At 35.8% G+C, this 17,780-nt stretch carries 18 protein-coding genes; 3 read left to right on the top strand and 15 right to left on the bottom strand.

The genetic code is table 11. The features are described 5' to 3' along the window. The coding region (locus tag ACZLXV_RS12755; protein WP_482383672.1) for a tyrosine-type recombinase/integrase at positions 1-231 on the top strand (231 nt) is incomplete at its 5' end. A 143-nt stretch (positions 232-374) separates the two neighbouring features. Further along, on the top strand, positions 375-668 hold the full coding sequence (locus ACZLXV_RS12760; protein ID WP_482383673.1) for an FtsX-like permease family protein: 294 nt from the start codon (positions 375-377) through the stop codon (positions 666-668). A gap of 277 nt (positions 669-945) precedes the next feature. Here the strand turns inward: ACZLXV_RS12760 and rpsU are convergent, their stop codons facing one another. The 14 genes from rpsU to ACZLXV_RS12830 form a co-directional block, all read right to left on the bottom strand. After that, entirely contained in the window at positions 946-1,119 is a 174-nt protein-coding gene (rpsU, locus tag ACZLXV_RS12765; RefSeq protein ID WP_022013401.1) for a 30S ribosomal protein S21, read from the bottom strand. A gap of 203 nt (positions 1,120-1,322) precedes the next feature. Then, positions 1,323-2,114: a DNA alkylation repair protein gene (locus tag ACZLXV_RS12770; protein ID WP_482383674.1), complete on the bottom strand. Its 792-nt coding sequence runs from the start codon at positions 2,112-2,114 to the stop codon at positions 1,323-1,325. Positions 2,115-2,216: 102 nt separating this feature from the next. Beyond that, a complete protein-coding gene (alaS, locus tag ACZLXV_RS12775) occupies positions 2,217-4,868 on the bottom strand; it encodes an alanine--tRNA ligase (RefSeq protein WP_482383675.1) in 2,652 nt (883 codons plus the stop codon). A 170-nt stretch (positions 4,869-5,038) separates the two neighbouring features. After that, complete coding sequence (locus tag ACZLXV_RS12780) at positions 5,039-6,964, bottom strand: hypothetical protein (protein ID WP_022223370.1); 1,926 nt, start codon at positions 6,962-6,964, stop codon at positions 5,039-5,041. Next, positions 6,939-7,838, bottom strand: coding sequence for an ABC transporter ATP-binding protein (locus ACZLXV_RS12785; protein ID WP_022223369.1), 900 nt, complete (start codon positions 7,836-7,838; stop codon positions 6,939-6,941). The genes ACZLXV_RS12780 and ACZLXV_RS12785 overlap by 26 nt, the downstream gene beginning before the upstream one ends. A gap of 95 nt (positions 7,839-7,933) precedes the next feature. Beyond that, positions 7,934-8,299: a GntR family transcriptional regulator gene (locus ACZLXV_RS12790; protein ID WP_022223368.1), complete on the bottom strand. Its 366-nt coding sequence runs from the start codon at positions 8,297-8,299 to the stop codon at positions 7,934-7,936. A 251-nt stretch (positions 8,300-8,550) separates the two neighbouring features. Next, a complete protein-coding gene (gene spoIVA, locus ACZLXV_RS12795; RefSeq protein WP_482383676.1) occupies positions 8,551-10,038 on the bottom strand; it encodes a stage IV sporulation protein A in 1,488 nt (495 codons plus the stop codon). A gap of 246 nt (positions 10,039-10,284) precedes the next feature. Then, on the bottom strand, positions 10,285-11,139 hold the full coding sequence (locus ACZLXV_RS12800; RefSeq protein ID WP_482383685.1) for a TIGR02452 family protein: 855 nt from the start codon (positions 11,137-11,139) through the stop codon (positions 10,285-10,287). Positions 11,140-11,186: 47 nt separating this feature from the next. Continuing rightward, on the bottom strand, positions 11,187-11,402 hold the full coding sequence (locus tag ACZLXV_RS12805) for a hypothetical protein (protein ID WP_482383677.1): 216 nt from the start codon (positions 11,400-11,402) through the stop codon (positions 11,187-11,189). 79 nt (positions 11,403-11,481) lie between these two features. Then, on the bottom strand, positions 11,482-12,024 hold the full coding sequence (locus tag ACZLXV_RS12810) for a hypothetical protein (protein ID WP_482383678.1): 543 nt from the start codon (positions 12,022-12,024) through the stop codon (positions 11,482-11,484). Positions 12,025-12,067: 43 nt separating this feature from the next. Continuing rightward, positions 12,068-12,559: an HAD domain-containing protein gene (locus ACZLXV_RS12815; RefSeq protein WP_482383679.1), complete on the bottom strand. Its 492-nt coding sequence runs from the start codon at positions 12,557-12,559 to the stop codon at positions 12,068-12,070. Next, positions 12,556-13,287 (bottom strand): metallophosphoesterase family protein, encoded by a 732-nt coding sequence (locus ACZLXV_RS12820; RefSeq protein WP_482383680.1) that lies wholly within the window; start codon positions 13,285-13,287, stop codon positions 12,556-12,558. Before ACZLXV_RS12820 ends, ACZLXV_RS12815 begins: the two co-directional genes overlap by 4 nt. Before the next feature lie 19 nt (positions 13,288-13,306). Next, the gene (locus ACZLXV_RS12825) at positions 13,307-13,450 is read right to left on the bottom strand and encodes a hypothetical protein (protein ID WP_482383681.1); all 144 of its coding nucleotides are present in this window, start codon (positions 13,448-13,450) and stop codon (positions 13,307-13,309) included. A 21-nt stretch (positions 13,451-13,471) separates the two neighbouring features. Further along, positions 13,472-16,339, bottom strand: a complete 2,868-nt coding sequence (locus ACZLXV_RS12830; RefSeq protein WP_482383682.1) for an AAA family ATPase — start codon at positions 16,337-16,339, stop codon at positions 13,472-13,474. A gap of 219 nt (positions 16,340-16,558) precedes the next feature. Between ACZLXV_RS12830 and ACZLXV_RS12835 the strand changes: the two genes are divergently transcribed. After that, complete coding sequence (locus ACZLXV_RS12835; protein ID WP_482383683.1) at positions 16,559-17,041, top strand: helix-turn-helix domain-containing protein; 483 nt, start codon at positions 16,559-16,561, stop codon at positions 17,039-17,041. A 240-nt stretch (positions 17,042-17,281) separates the two neighbouring features. Here the strand turns inward: ACZLXV_RS12835 and ACZLXV_RS12840 are convergent, their stop codons facing one another. Then, complete coding sequence (locus ACZLXV_RS12840; RefSeq protein WP_482383684.1) at positions 17,282-17,647, bottom strand: hypothetical protein; 366 nt, start codon at positions 17,645-17,647, stop codon at positions 17,282-17,284. Positions 17,648-17,780 lie beyond the last annotated feature (133 nt).

The raw sequence follows: 17,780 nt of genomic DNA on the forward strand, positions 1-17,780 counted from the left end.
GTTTGCAGGAAGATTGCTCAGAAACTGGATGGATTTGAAGGATTTCATTTTCACCAGTTGCGACACACCTACACAAGCAACCTTCTGGCAAATGGAGCAGCTCCGAAAGATGTACAGGAACTGTTAGGACACTCAGATGTCAGTACCACAATGAATGTCTACGCCCATTCCACAAGAAAAGCCAAGCGGGAATCCGCAAAGTTACTTGATAAAGTGGCAGGCAACGACTAAATAAAACTTTCCCTTATTTCCCTTACGATTATCTCATAAGGGCAAAAATAAGGGAAAATACATATCATTTCACTAATGAATGGGCTGAAAAGCCTGTAAAATAGGGAAAGTTAGAAAGATATTTCGGCAAACATGAATTTGCAATGCTTAAATCCATAGGTATGACAAACAGACAGCTTCGCAGGATGCTAATATATGAAAGTTTATTCTATAGCGTAAGTTCATCCGTCGTATCACTCATTACTTCGGTAATATTTGTCGTACTCACTAAAAGACTGTTTGAAAATATTTTCTGGTTCTTCAACGGACATTTTGTAATACTTCCTGTATTGCTTGTCGCTCCGGTATTTATCATACTTAGCTGTATTATTCCGATGTTGATGTATGGAAATACCGAAAAACAAAGTGTTGTAGATACTTTAAGAGATTTTGTTTAAACTGTCTATATGATTTTAGATAATATGTATTCTTATCATCTAAAGACAACGACAGGACTATAATTTTTCACTATGCTCTATTCTAAGTAATAAGTGGCTGCTGTTTGCTTATACGCTTAGAATGGAGCATAGTGTTTTTATTGTCAAGGATATTCGCAATTCTCGTTGTTTTTCCACTATGTTACGAGCATTTTCCTATTCCATAAAAAAAGAAAGAGATTAACCAAATAACCTCTTTCTGATTTCAGGATTCGACACTCAAATCCCTTACATACGATTAGTATTTGCGCTTACGAGCTGCCTCAGACTTCTTCTTACGACGAACGCTTGGCTTCTCATAATGCTCTCTTTTACGAATTTCCTGCTGGATACCAGCTTTAGCACAATTTCTTTTGAAACGACGTAAAGCGTTATCCAATGTCTCATTCTCTTTTACGATTACATTTGACATAGTCTCACACCTAACCTCCCTCCAGTTGTAGATTATGCATCAAATACACAAACAACTGTGTAGGGTATTTTTTCACAGAACCACAGTCCTGTACGCACAACAATTATTATACCACAACTTTAGCATTAGTCAACATCTTTTTTGTGTTTTTTAACATTATTTTTCTCAGATTTTCCTGCCGCACCATAAAGTTGAGTATCCGCTTAACAGCACAATCTGCTGATGCACTCTTTTACCTCTTTAGAAGGTGTTTTCGATTCACATATCTTTCTAACTGCTTTTTTATATGATACATCATCAATTTTTAATTTTTCTTTATCTGTCAAATAATTCCACACAACTTTCGGATATGTGACAAATAACTCCGCAATAAGCCAGCCTGCTGCCATTTGGGTATAATACCCGTTTTTAGAAAGATCCCTGTCAACGAGCTGAAGTATTTTGTCTGTATATCTGCCTTTTTTAATGTCTCTTTTATCTTCACAAGATATATCACAAATTTCAACAGTTCTCTTTCTGGCAGTCTTTTTTCCTGCCATATCCACCTTTACATAATGATTAAGCAGCAGTATAAGTCCGGCTCTTGCCTCATATTCTTTTTTTGACTTTACCATCTTCTCTATTTCATCAATAAAATCATCCCCATGCTTACCTGCTATTTTAAATGCATTGCAAAAACTGTCATTTATTGACCAGTTATCTATATAAGGAACAAACTCTGCCAGTTTTTTTTTTGCAAGCTCAACATCGTCTTCCTTCAATGTTGCCATTCCTATAATAAACCCACGTAGCATTGTTTCTTCAAAATAAACATCGTCTTCTACAAGTATTTTCTGCCAGTCTGCATTTTCCTTTAAAAGCTCTTTTGCGTATTTTCTTATAACAGGTACTCTAACACCTAACATATTTTCACATCCCGGAATAAGTGCACTTGAAAAATCTCTGTATTTTTCTTCTCCCATCGAGACAAGTTTATCCCGCACAGTTTTATTCATATTTTTCCTGTTCTCTCTTTCATTCTTCTCTTACCACTACACATAAGAAAAAGCCATCTTACGATGACTTTTTCTTGTTGTCTGAATACTATAATATACATATTATAACTGGCTCTCTACAACCTCATATGCCTTTTCGATTGCTGCCGGTATTCCGTCAGGATTCTTTCCTCCTGCCTGAGCCATGTTTGGACGTCCACCGCCGCCACCGCCAACAAGTGCTGCGATTCCTTTTATAAGATTTCCGGCATGAGCACCTTTCTTAACTGCATCATCTGTTGCCATTGCAAGAAGTGTCACTTTTCCGTCAACTGCTGACGCAAGCACTACCACACCGCTTCCAATCTTTTCTTTCATCTGGTCACCAAGATTTCTAAGACCATTCATATCTACATCAGGAACTGCCATTGCAAGAACCTTTACACCTTTTATCTCTTTAATCCGGCTGTCTACATCTCCTACCGCATCATTGGCAAGTTTTGCTTTAAGTTTTTCATTTTCACTTGAAAGTTCTTTTATCTCATCATGCATTGCATTAATCTTGTTTACGAGTTTTGAAGGCTCTGCCTTTGCTGCCTTTGCTGCCTCGTTAAGTGCTCTTTCAATCTCTGCATAATATTTCATAAGTCCATCGCCTGTGAGTGCTTCAATACGGCGTGTTCCTGCTGCTACACCGCTTTCAGATATAATCTTGAAGTATCCTATAACTCCTGTATTCGCAACATGAGTACCACCACAAAGTTCTGTACTGAAATCTCCCATCTTTACAACACGGACTTTCTCACCATATTTCTCACCAAAGAGTGCCATGGCGCCTGTCTTTTTAGCTTCATCAAGTGACATAACTTCTGTCACTACCTGAAGATTTGCTGCAACTTCTTTATTTACAATATCTTCAACCTTGCTTATCTCCTCAGGTGTCATTGCTGAGAAATGTGTAAAGTCGAATCTAAGTCTGTTTGCATCATTGTATGAACCTGCCTGCTCTACGTGAGAACCTAATACTTTACGAAGTGCTTCCTGCAAAAGATGTGTTGCACTGTGGTTTTTACATGTTGCTGTACGATTTGCGGCATCAACTTTGAGTGTGACCGTATCTCCATCCTTAAACATACCCTTGACAACTTCACCAATGTGTGCGACCTTTCCACCGAGAAGTTTAACCGTATCTTTTACCTTAAACTCGCTGTCTCCACAAATGATTGTTCCTATATCTGCCTGCTGACCACCCATTGTTGCATAGAACGGTGTCTTATCAACAATAACAGTTCCACTCTGACCGTCTGTAAGTGCTGCAACCACATCACTCTCAGTTGTAAGTGCAGTGATTTTTCCATCTGCCTCAAGTCTGTCATATCCGATAAACTCTGTCGTAAGTGCCGGATCAAGCTGCTGGTAAACAGTCTCTTCTGCTCCCATGTAGTTTGTAGTCTTTCTTGCGCTGCGGGCTTTCTGCTTCTGTTCTTCCATAGCAGCTTCAAAGCCTTTCTCATCTACCGTGTATCCTTTTTCCTCAAAGATTTCAGTAGTGAGGTCTACAGGGAATCCATAAGTGTCATATAATTTAAATGCATCTTTTCCATCAAGTTCTTTTTTACCTGATTTTGCAAGTTCTTCCTGCATCTGATTAAGAATATTTAATCCCTGATCTATTGTCTTATCAAATTTACTTTCTTCCTGTGAAAGAACATTTAAAATAAATTCTTTCTTTTCTTCAAGCTCCGGATAACCGTCTTTTGACTCATTTATAACTGTCTGTGCAAGCTCTGCCATAAACTGTTTGTTGATTCCAAGCATACGTCCGTGACGAACAGCTCTTCTTATAAGACGGCGGAGCACATAACCACGACCCTCGTTTGACGGCATGATTCCGTCTGAAACCATAAATGTTGAAGAACGGATGTGGTCTGTGATAAGTCTTATTGATACATCCTTTGCCTCATCTTTCTGATATGTGGTATCTGCCATCTCACATATTTTGTCTCTGATAGCTTTCATTGTATCTACATCAAATACGGAATCAACATCCTGAACGACAACAGCAAGACGCTCAAGTCCCATACCTGTATCTATGTTTTTATTTTCAAGCTCTTCATAACCGCCATGTCCGTCACCATTAAACTGTGTGAATACATTGTTCCATACTTCCATGAAACGGTCACAATCACAACCTACCTTACAATCAGGTTTGCCACAGCCATACTTTTCTCCTCTGTCATAATAAATTTCTGAACATGGACCGCATGGACCTGCACCGTGCTCCCAGAAGTTGTCACATTCTCCGTTTTCATCACGGTAAAAACGTGTAATCTTTTCTCCCGGTACACCTATTTCTTTTGTCCAGATATCATATGCTTCATCATCCTCACCATAGATAGAAGGATAAAGTCTTTCAGGCTCCATTCCGATAACCTTTGTCAAAAACTCCCACGACCAGGTAATAGCCTCATGTTTGAAGTAATCACCAAAAGAAAAGTTTCCAAGCATCTCAAAGAAAGTAAGATGACGTGCTGTCTTTCCTACATTTTCAATATCACCTGTACGAACACACTTCTGGCATGTCGTAACACGTCTTCTAGGCGGAATCTCCTGACCTGTAAAATATGGCTTAAGCGGCGCCATACCTGCATTTATAAGTAATAAACTGTTATCATTGTGTGGAACGAGAGAAAAGCTTTTCATTGCAAGATGACCTTTACTCTCGAAGAACTCTAAGTACATTCTACGAAGTTCATTAACACCGTATTTTTTCATGATTATATTCCTCCAGCTAATGTCGGGACACTTTATCATCCCTCTATTTTCATAACCTTTTTCTAAGTCTTCTTATTAAAAGATTAAAGTCTAATAAATAATTATAAGTTATGAAATTTAGTCTGTCAATAAATCATTCCCTTTATATTTCATATTTTTCTGATGCAATATCAATAATCATACTCTTCATATGTTTCGTCTGATTGCTTCAACAATCCGTCATTTGTCAACTCAGTAATTGCAGACATAGTATTTTTTGCCTTTTTAGTTACAAGTAATATTTTCTTTAAGGCAAACTTATCTGACTCATTCACATAGAAGAACTTTCTTTCACAAGCAGTCATTTTATACTTATCAGCCATAACTTCACTTACAAACGTCTTAAATTGTATTTCCGCATAATCATTACCGCCTGCAGTGTTAAGGTTTAATATGTCAATATTTCCATCTGCTACATCAGTCCTAAGAGCATCATATAATTTCTTTCTTGCTTTTTCGTCTATAAGAACACGGGTATACCAGACATTGTCATCTCTGTCAGCATCCATACTTTCAACATCTATATTCTGTAATTTAAAGTTCTCATCATTATATGCCTTTGAAAAAACAGCCTCAAGTTTCTGATTGCTGCTATTTGCACATTTAATGAGTTCATCGGATATTGAACCTTTTCTTACCGGTATTGTATAAGAAAATTCACGCTTTGAGCCATTTTTTAATGTATAAATAAAGTCTATTCCACAGTTGTTTTCTTCTTCACCTACATCAAGCTTTTTATCCTCAATCTCTTTTTGTATCTCAATAAATTTACTGATGTCCTCCTCATCGGTATACAAAAGTTCATTGTATGCTGAAATTTCAAGTGAACTTACATTTTTTGCATCAGGAATTTTCACACCTATAAGTCCTGCCGCCTCCAAAGCAAGAAATATAAACATAACTCCAAATACAGCAAAAAAGTTAGTCTTACTGAATGTTTTCCAGACGAAAAATGTTTTCTTTAATATCATTTCACTTATAAAATAACATATTGAAACACATATCAGAACCAATATACCCGCATATATAAGCTTTCCACCCTCATATCCCATAGAATGTAATGATAACCCTGTATTATAAAATCGTATAACCCAAAGTATAAGTGCCAAAAAGACTCCGCCTGTAATAGAAAATACTGTTCTGAATACCGGCTTACACCATGTAAACGAAACTACATCTCCTACAGTTTCAGATTTGCGGTACTTATACATCATTAAAGAAATTACAAATATGATTATTCCAACCGCAAAAACTCCAACAAATGGCATAATATCATTTCCTGTAATCGCATATTTCTGTGAATATCCCGGAGTATACTTTCCTGCCACGGAGGTCACATTTTTTATTCCTGCCTTCTGCATGCAATATATAACAGGACTAAGCCATATAAATCTGTTTTCCAATATATCCGTAGGCGAAACTTCTCTTGTTGCATAAGAGAACATCTGATTTATTGAATAGAACATCATAAACACAGCAACATAAAGGACATTTGCAACATCGTATATAACTATGGACATCATGCTGTTTCCACACACCATAACAACCGTACATGCCATACTGTAAAACAGCACTATCATGGCAAGCACTTCAAATGCAAGTAAAGCAATATCTGAAACCATTTGCGTTTTATAAACACATGCTATTTCAATGTAACTTATAAAGCTTAATATATATGGTATCAGCAAGATGATTAAACCTGCCAGATAGTGTGATACAAATAACACCTCCCTCTTAATAGGAAATGAATGCATCATATACATGTCTCTCGAATTAAATGTATAGTGAAATATAACTATTGCCACAACTATTGCGAGTACACCTATCACAATTGGATTTGACCATATCAACGAAAATTCTTTTATCTGATCTCGCACATCATCCGGTATTGCCAAAACATTATCTGCGTTTTCTTTCACTATGCTTCTGACTTTGCTCATAAGAGGCATTATAAAAGCAATTATAGAAATGAATATCTCAATTGCCCATAAAGACCAAAACTGCATCATATCCTTTTTAAATACAGCTTTGCTAAAATAAGATTTCTTTGACTTCATAATTTTCCCCTCCCAACTCATATATAAATATTTCTTCCAGCGTAAGCGGCAAAACATCCATGAGTATCGGATTTAAACTCATAATTTTCCTCTCTGCCATTTCCGGTTCACCTTTTACAATAATAGTATGAACCTTTCCCATGACAGAATGATTTACCACATTCACATATTTCTCAAGTTCCGGTACTTCATCTGCAAATGCTACCTGAACTTTTGAAACACTTCCCTGAAGTTCTGTCAAAGAACGCTCTATTATCAATTTGCCTTTATTCATAATTCCCACATAATCACAGACATCTTCAAGTTCCCTAAGATTATGTGATGATACAAGCACTGTCACACCATATTTACTTACTTCATTTAAAAGAATATTCCATATCTGTTTTCTCATAACCGGGTCAAGTCCGTCAACCGGTTCATCAAGAACAAGAATCTCCGGCCGCATACTAACTGCAAGCAAAAAGGCCGACTGTTTCTGCATACCCTTTGACATTCTTCTTACACGCATCTTTCTGTCAATTGCCGGAAAACAATTACAAAGTTTTACATATAATTCTTTATCAAATTTCTTGTAAATGCCTGCATAATACTTCATCATATCATCAAGGCTCGCCTGTTTAAAATAAAATACATCATCCGGGATGAATGCAATTTTTTCTTTTACATCCGGATTTTCAAAAACATCCGCTCCTGCCACTTGTATACTTCCGCTATCCGGTTTAAATATACCTGTTATATTTCTAAGGAGTGTTGATTTACCGGCACCGTTTGGTCCCACCAATCCATATACCGAGCCTTTTTTTACATGAAATGACGCATTATCCAAAGCCTTAAACCCTTCAAAACTTTTACATACATCTTTTCCTATTATCATTTCTACCTCATTTCTGTGCATAATTCCTGCACCCGTCTGATTTGCTGCCTCATATAGTTTTTCGTGTAGCAGCTTTAATTTTCACTAAAGATTTGCTATTTGCTGTTCCATACCTTATCTATAACAGCAAAAATATCTTCTTTTTTAGTCCCCATAAATTTAAGTTCCTCCGAAATATCCGCAACCTGTTTCAAAAGTTCACTCTTCCTTGCCGAATTTTCCTCAGGAATGCCCGCAACAAAACAGCCTTTCCCCTTCACTGTATATACATAACCTTCTGCTTCCAGTTCCCTATACGCTCTTTGTATTGTGTTTGGATTAATCGTAAGTGATGTTGCCAACTCTCTTACCGATGGCAATTTTTCATTGCTCTCCATAATCCCCTGCACAATAAGTTTTCTGATTCCGTCCTTAATCTGCTCATAAATTGGTCTTGAATCACGATAATTTATCTGAATCACTTTCTGTCACCTCCCCTCATATACGCTTGAAACGTTTATTTTTCGTCATATGTAGAAATTTCAATCCCAAACAACTGACATATGATACCGTTCCCCAATTCTTTCTGATAATAAAGCCTCCCACAACCGTATTATCACAATTAACTGTATTGACATTGTTAATACAGTTAATATGATAAAGCAGGCTGACAAAATTGTCAACCCACTTTTTTTATGAAAACGAATGCCCGCTCGAAAACTCCGTTGTTATATCAAATGATAATACACACAAGTCCGCCGTTACTGTCATTTATAACCTTTTGTATTGTGTCCTGAAGCTTCACCTGACTTTCATCTGTAAGTTTATTGACTTTCGATTCTATTCCCTCCTCAACAAGCTGCCGCACTGTTTTTCCGAATATACTTGTATCCCATATTCCCGACTGTCCGTCCTCAGAAATTATATCCTCGCCTCCGGCAATGTATCTCACCAAGTCCTCTGCCTGCTCTTTTGTTCCGACAATAGGCGCAATTTCCGTTTCGATATCTGCCTGTATCAGATGAATTGACGGACTGGTTGCTCTCAACTTAACCCCGAATTTATTGCCATGATGTATAAGTTCAGGTTCATCTATCTTTATATCCTCTATTGACGGAGTGATGACACCATATCCTTTTCTCTTTACTTCCGCTAACGAATCACTTATTTTTTCAATCTCCTGTCCCTTCTTTGCAAATTCTTTCAATATATGTATAAGTTCATATTCTCCTTTTATATCCATTCCTACAAGTTCACTTAAAATCTGATAATACTTTTCTTCATCAAATTTAACTGTAATACTGACATTTCCATTAGTCATATCAATATTATTGATATCAAACTGCCTGATATAATCACTGTCTGACAGCATATTTTCCCTGTTTATGTCTCCAATACAACTTACTTTTGCAAGTATTTCCCTGACTTTTGCTATAAGTTCCTGTTTAAGCCAATGACTTGTTTTAAGCATTTCTACCCATTTTGGAAGATAAAATGAAACCTGGCTTACCGGAAATGAGTCAAGTATCTTTTTCATTATCTTTTTAACATCCTCACTGCTAAGCTGCATACAATTAAGCGCTACCGGAGTTACACCTGTTCTCTCTTTTATTTCTGTAATAACATCTTTTGCTTTCTCTCCAAAAGGATTTGCCGAATTTACTATTACTATAAACGGTTTTCCCAAAGCTTTTAATTCAGATATTGTCTTATCCTCTGCAGCTTTATAACTCTGTCTTGATATGTCACCAAAACTTCCGTCTGTCGTTATAACAATTCCTATTGTCGAATGGTCATGTATAACTTTTTTTGTTCCATACTCAGCTGCTTTTGCAAAAGGCATAGGTTCTTCTGACCAAGGAGTCATAACCATACGCTCACGCTCACCTTCCATAAGACCATTTGCATCTTCAACTATATAGCCAACACAATCTACCATTCTGACTTTTATTTCATTGCCATCAAAAAGATTTATCCTGACTGCCTCTTTGGGAATAAATTTCGGTTCCGTTGTCATTATTGTTTTTCCTTCTGCCGACTGCGGCAGTTCATCCATTGCCCGTTTTCTGTCATTCTCATCCTCAACTCCGGGCAGTACAAACATTTCCATAAACTTTTTTATAAATGTTGACTTTCCTGTTCTGACCGGGCCACAGACTCCTAAATAAAATTCTCCATTTGTACGCTTTGAAATGTCATTATATACGCTATACTCTTCCATACTGCCCCCATATATATTTTTTATTATATGATATTGTGGTCAAAAGGCATTTTGACCATTGCATCATTATGTTATTTATTGTTATATATATGAGTAAAGGAAGAAAAAAATGAGCAAAAAATTAATTTTGCTCATTTTAATCACAAGTCCACGCATATCTTACATATAATTTTTATCACTAAGTCTGTCTCCTTTCGTCACTTTTATAAGTATGTTATCATATGAATATATGTTCGTTAATGTAATTTATTGTGCCACAGATTTAAGCACTCTGGCAAAAGTCTTATAATTTCTATCATCTCTGGGACTGCAATAAACAGCAAACTCAATCGCTTTAAAGGCATTTAAATAATCTTTTATTACATTTTTTGCCGCCAAGGCAACAACTTCAGGTTTATTCATAAATGCCCCACACCCAAATGCTCCTAAAATTACAGCTTCTTCTCTTTTATCAACGGCTATATCCAAAATTCTTCTAAGACGCTTCTGCTGTATTTCCAAAAGCTGCTTATCACTTACCTTAACACATTTGTCACCATCACCCAGATTGTGTATATTCCCCGGCTTTTCTCTCAAATTAGGTGCAGCACAGGTAATAACATCCACATTGTACCAGTATTTTTCATCCATTAATTTCGGACTTGCCGTATCTGTCTTAAAAACAACAACTCCAGGCGTATAAATAATATCATCATTGTGTACCGGATTATGTGTATTTCTATGAGGATTATAAAATCCATCCCACATAGGCTTTGTATTCAGACTAAAATATAACCCGGAACATCTGCATAAACACTCCTCCTGAGCACTACTTCCTCTTGTTACACCTCCACCTGGATTTGTTGCTGATGCAAAATTATGCACAGCAGTCTTCATTCCTTTATGTGCATATAAAGAAGCAGCTTCTAAAGTTCTTTTACTTGAAACTACCACTTTTGCAGTTTCCATATATCTTTTTAATTCCAATGCCCTAAATTCGGATTCTTCTAAAATAAGCTGCTGATTATCCGTCGAAAACTGAACGGCATTTAAAATCTTCTTATTACTTTTCACCAAATTTTCTGTATCTTTAAAAATGCTAATATTATCCTCTCTTCTCATAGTCACATTTTACCTCCTGTAGTGCTTCAATCTTATAAATAAATCACCTAAAATTTTTCCCTTAACGAAATTAAACTCCACTCCGGTTCACTATAATTACATTCGCAAAAGCCCTGAGTAAATACTATTAAATTCTTTGTTTGATTATAATATACTCCATCCATGTCTGTCGGTCCGTACTCCCAGCCAGAATCAGATTCAAGTTTTACATTTTCTGGAATATTATTTTTTTCTATTAGCTCTGTAAGCTTTTCAAAAGTCATACATTACCCCCCCTGTCTTAAACTATTGACTCTTCACACTAAAAAATAATTTCTAATAAGTTCGTTAATATATCTTTCACTAAATACCATATTCAGAATTGTAAACATATCCCTTTTCCTTCAGCTCATTCAAGTATTCAATGGCTCTATCCACTGTCCATTCTCCTGTTTTTAACTGCATTAAAGGCGTTAAAGAATCCCTAAACTGCGAAAAAGGTCTGTCAAACAATTGTCGTTCTAATTCCGTTGTATTGTCTAATAACTGTTGCGACAAAAAACACTCATAGCAATAATCATTATCATTATTAACTAAAAAACGTCCAAATTCCGATCCCAGCCACATATTAGCGGCATTTGCGAATTGAATAAAAGATAGCCGATTTTTTTCTTTTATGATAACCGGATACATAAAAAGCATTATATGAATCAATCCTTCTTTCGTTATTCCTATAGTCATTTGAAGCTCCCATGAAAACAATTCATTGCTAAGCACAGTTGTTAAATTATAATCCTCTGCCTCTGAGAAAACAAAAGGATAGTCTTTTCTCCTAATTAACTTCATATTAAACAATTTTGCGTTTTTATCAATTACTTTTTGTAATTTTATTCCTGTTTTATTCATTTGATTTTCCTTTCGTTGTCAATGTTCTTAAGTACTTTTATTTTCACGACATTTCTTTTATATAATCCATGAATATTAATGCCTCAATTGCGGGTGTTTCAGAAGCTAATTGAGAATCTTCAATTCCATTAGTCAGTATCAGACGTTCCCAAATTTTTCTATAATTTTGAAAATCAAATGTGTTATCATCAATAACAACATATTCTTCAACTTCCGGATGCTCGGTTAAGTATTTTTTAATTCCTGCGCCTCTATCATAAAGTTTATCTTTTGTATGACCTAATAAAGTTAGTCCATATTTATGCAGCTTGGCTGTTAGATAAATATAGTCATCGTCATTTTCTCTCATGTCCTTCCAATCAGATGATAGAACTATATCAGCACCCCCATATTTATCAATTACATTTGCCAGCAGTTCAACGCGGCTATCCTCTATGCTTCTGTATCCGTCCGGAGTTCTCTGTACTGTCTTATCTGTATTAAGTACTCCATCAATATCCAGAAAAACAGTGAGTTTTCTATCGTGTTTTTTCATTTTTTGTGCTCCTTTACATTGGGTGCTGAATAATACTCTTCCCCAGTGTCCAAACATAAGGCAGCCAGCCTTCCGCCGGGATAATTCGCCCCACAATCAATTGCTATATGGTTGTTCTTCCGATAAATATAACCTGGATGTGGATTATCTTTAATTGTCTGAGTCGGTGTATGTCCCGTTATAACATATGTATCTTCAAAATATCTTACATCATAGTCTGCTCGCGCCCATATCAACTCATGAAGTGAATAATCCTCTATGTCCTTTTCCGGCGAATAGTTTCCTAAGCCAGCATGAACCAGAAGATAATCTTTATCATTGACAGATACTTCTTCATAAATCAAAAAATCCTTTATGAAATCTATCACATCCTTTTTAGACTCTGAATCCAGTTGACTGAACTCATCAATCGTTGATTTGCTTCCTATATATTGCCATGTTACTAAATTATCAATCATTTTTTCATCCAGTTCTTCTAAAGACATATCTGTGATTTCTTTCATCAAAAATTCCAAACATTCTAATGCCATAAACTCATGGTTACCTACCAAGCATATAGCATTTGGCATCTCCATAAGTTTCCTAAGTGTCTTTATGGGGTGCGGTCCTCTGTCGAGTATATCTCCTAGTATGTAAAGTGTGTCAGTTTCCTTAAGTTTAATCTTATCAACCAGCTCCATGAACATATCGTACTGTCCATGAATATCTGAAATAACATATGTTGCCACACTAATCACCTCCCAAATATCAGTCCCACCAAATATATAGTTCCGAATTATCTTTCATAATCTTTTCCATCTCTTCATATCCACCACTACAATTCGCATCGGCGTGAAGATTCTTACATTCATCTTTATAGTTCCCATAATGAATCACCATTTCCTTTTCCATTTTAATCTCAAAATAAAGCTGTTAGCATGCAAAACCAATGTGTCTTATTGTGTTATTTTTGGTACTCAGCTTTGGAATATCGCACTCTTCAATAGTCGTGATTAGTTCTGTAGTAATCTCAGATTCTTTAAACTTTAATATTCTCTCTGCCAGATTCATTTCCGCTTCCTCTAGTGTCTTACGTACAAATCGACCGTTTCCATAATCGTTTTCTCCACGAATAATATTGAAATTTTTCCTTAATTTATTCATAGCCGCATCAGTGATTTTCATTTGTTTCTCCGAAACCATAAGTTTCATAATGTCACACAATTCGTTTGTAGTATAATCCTTAAATTCCACTTGGAAAGCGATTCTTGAAAGCATCCCCGGATTTCTATCAAGGAATCGATGCATAGGCTCCGTATACCCGGCAAAAATTACGATTACATCATCCCTATGATTCTCCATTTCCTGCACAATCGTATTGATTGCCTCATCTCCGAAACCATTTTCGCAGCAATCACAAAGTGAATACGCTTCGTCTATAAATAAAACACCACCTTGTGCTTCACTAAACTTCTTTTTTACCAGCAAAGCTGTAGATCCAGCATGATCACCGACAAGGTCCGCACGTCCCACTTCCACAAAAACTCCTGTAGCTAGAACATTTTCATCATTCATAATCTCTGCAAATAGTCTTGCTACAGTAGTCTTTGCTGTACCGGGATTCCCGGTAAAAACCATATGCAATGAAACCTTTTCTCTTGCAATCCCTTTATCAATGCATAGTTTATTCAGCTTATAATGAGCAATTGCCTTATGAATGATCTCCTTTACAGAAGCAAGCCCTATCATGTTATCAAGTTCTTTCTTTGCGGTTCCTGGTTTCCTTTCTTTCTTCATACCTTCTTCCAACATGCTTATATCATTTTTTGTAATTTGAAATAATTCATCTTTCTTAATAACACTAGCATCTTTTCCGTCTGAAAGCAATCTTACCGCTTGATTTTGCAAAGCCCTGTCAATCAGGTTTCTTACATATCTACCGTTACCAAAATTATCGGTATTTCTCACTTTTTCAAAAATATAATGTGCTTCTTTTATTGCCGCATCTGTAACCCAGAATCCGCGTTCTCTTATCATCAATTTGAATATATCCGTAAGCTCATCGGCTGTGTAGTCTGGGAAATCAATCCAATATGGTATCCTGCTTTTTAAGCCCTCGTTCATTTTCATGAAATCATGCATCCGCTCATTATATCCTGCCAGAATAACAATTACATCATCTCTTCTGTTTTCCATCTCTTGAATAAGAACTGTTATTGCTGTATCTGATACCATAGAATAGGCTTCGTCAATAAACAAAACACCCCCCTTCGCCGCAAGGAACGCTTCTCGTATAGCTGTGACACACTCCCATCCATCCAAATCCATCCCCCCGCGTTCTACAAAAGCTCCGCTTTTTAAGATTTCTTTTTCTTTTGCTATCCCTGCAAAAAGTTTGGCGACAGTTGTCTTCGCACTGCCCGGATTACCTCCAAAAATCATGTTCATGGAACATAACCGGTACTCCTTGCCTTTTCGCTTTCTACGTTCCTTTTCCACAACGTCCGATGCAATAATGCTTTCAATCTGTTTTTTGACGATATTCAAACCTATCAACTTGTTAAGTCTGTCATAAGAAGATTCTCTTGTCTTATCCCTATCCAGCATAAAAGCCTGTGACAGGTCATAGCTAAAAGCATGAAACACATTCTTATTCAGGCACCAAGCTTCAAATTGCTCATATGCCATAAGAACGTCTGTCTGAGTGAAGTCATTTTCCGGAAATAGTTTCATAAATTCACTGGCTTGTCCAGCGTATTCTGCATATTCGGAATCCTTTATCAAAGCTTTCATATACTTTATGGCGGCTCTTCTGTCGCCTCTTCCCTCCCGAAGCATAACAGGAATCACATATTTTTGAAGCTGCGGTAAAAGCTGATATGAAAAGCCTGGATTATCCATATTGTATGTAAATATAAAAAGACACTCATTCCTGTATTTTTTCACCAGCTTTTCTATATACTTGCATGTCATATGATAATCCACCGGATTGCAACCAAGCTTTTCCGATAAATCAAATATAATTATACCGCCATAATTATTCTCTATTATCTCTTCCAAATAATTATTTGTTTTGTATAAGTTTGGTTCAATTTCGCTTATAATTTCAATTCGTCTGCCATTTATACGATTAGCCTTTACCAAAGATTGAGCAAGTGTTTCCGTCATATCGCATGCTGCTTCAACACTCCTGCTTGAAATTATGTAATGAACCCCATTTCCTTGGTATTCAGTATTATTTGAATGCAGTTCTATATTTGAAAGTTCTTTGGTAAACTTTTTATCATAAATCGCAATTTTTTCAGTTTTAGTTTTAGGTATGATTTTCTCTTCAAATTTAAAATGAAATGATTCTGAATTATAATATGATTTTGAATTATCCATATAATATTCATATATGAATAAGTTTGATAGCTCCACAAATCTAATCCCATTATTATCAAAACCTCTTCTTTTGGCCTCTCTGTAACAATCAAGAAATTCATGCATTGTGATTTCACTTGGCATTAATTGTATGCGTTTAATTTCAAATACACTTTCTAATATCTTGTTGATATAGGTATACGCAATTTCCAGAGTCTCTCGTTTTTCATCCAAGAAAAAAACTGCTAAAATTTTATCATCTGTTTCCCGCCTATAAGCTAAAACTCCAATGTCATTTTTTAAATTGCGGTACATATAGCTGTTAACTGCACAAATTACATTTCCATCCCACCTATACTCTCTAAGATACTCCTTGTCTTGTAATAATTTCTTTATCTTTTCTTCTTTCCCACTAACTGCAAATTTATAGTATCTCATTATCTTCTCCTAACTGCTCGAACACAACATTTTTTATTCGCCTCTGTCATAAATCCTTCATAAAGCCATTAAGCCTTCAAATATGTCCTCCCTTCATCTCTATCCTATCAGAACATCGCAAATTATCATATACTCAACAATGAGTATATGATAATTCACTTTTTCTTTACTTTAAAGCATTATTGTGATATACTTTTCAAAAAGGAGATGTAAGAGAATATGCGAAATTCAAAAAAAAACCTTTCTAATTTTTCATTGCGATTGAAAGAGGCAAGAGCTGAAATATATACTCAACAACAATTAGCCGAAAAAAGTGGTGTTAGTCTAAAAACCATTCAAAGATTAGAAAACATTGAAAAAATGGACGATCCTGATGCAGAGCCTAAACCTCTTGCTTCAAATCTACTAATGCTTTCTCAGGCGTTAGACGTAACTCCCGAATATCTTTTATTTGGCAACGAAAACATGAATATATACATGATGAAATTAGAAGATGAACTCAAAAAATTATCTATAGATGAAATACGATATTATCATAAACAAAAAATGACCGACAAAGTTTTATGTCACTTAAAGTTAACAGATTCTTTTGTGACAACTATACAGCAATACTGGAGAACCCACACTCTAAACTGCTATCGCCCCTACGTCCAAGATACAATTATTCGTTATTGCCATAACCGACCTAGAAAAAAAACGTAAGCACCTAATTTCAAGGTGAAACTGTCGGCACTTAAAGCGTGTATTTTATACCTTTATGTGCCGACAGTTGTTCTCCGAGGCGAAAGCCGTCCACTTGTCGTATAATAGCCACTTCTATGACGTTCGGGCAAAATAAAAAATGGTCGTATTTTTATAAGTATGTTAAAAATACTTTTCCATTTTCTCATCCTAATAAAACCAGAATCATTTCATCCTCAACTCTGATTAACGTACTTGCCATTAGTCTTCTAAATTAATATACTTATCTTTAAATATATCCTCTACAAAGAATACTGGCAACTTATCATGATACCTTTCATATAATTCTGTTCCTGACATAACAGAGTAGCATTTTCCAACAGATGTATGTATTATTCTAATATAATCATTTACAATAGATTTATTCTCTTCGAATCTATCACCTATCTTTCCACAACGAGTACAATAACTATATAATCCTGTGCTGATATGATCTTTGCCTGCAAATGTAGATTCATATTGTATCAGACATTCGTTATACTGATGTTTATGCTTTGATTTACGGTTACTTTTTGAGATATTACTTTCTGTTTTTTTCTTGTATTTTCCTACTTCATCATCTTGCATATAATTGTTTCTCCTTTTTCAGTTGTTATTATTTAGGCGTTTGCGAAACGCCACACGCCGCATAAATACGACATTTTTTTGTTACTAAATATAAAAATCTCCTCACGGTTTGTGGTATAATGGAGTTGTTCAG

The sequence above is a fragment of the Butyribacter sp. genome (assembly GCF_056818865.1).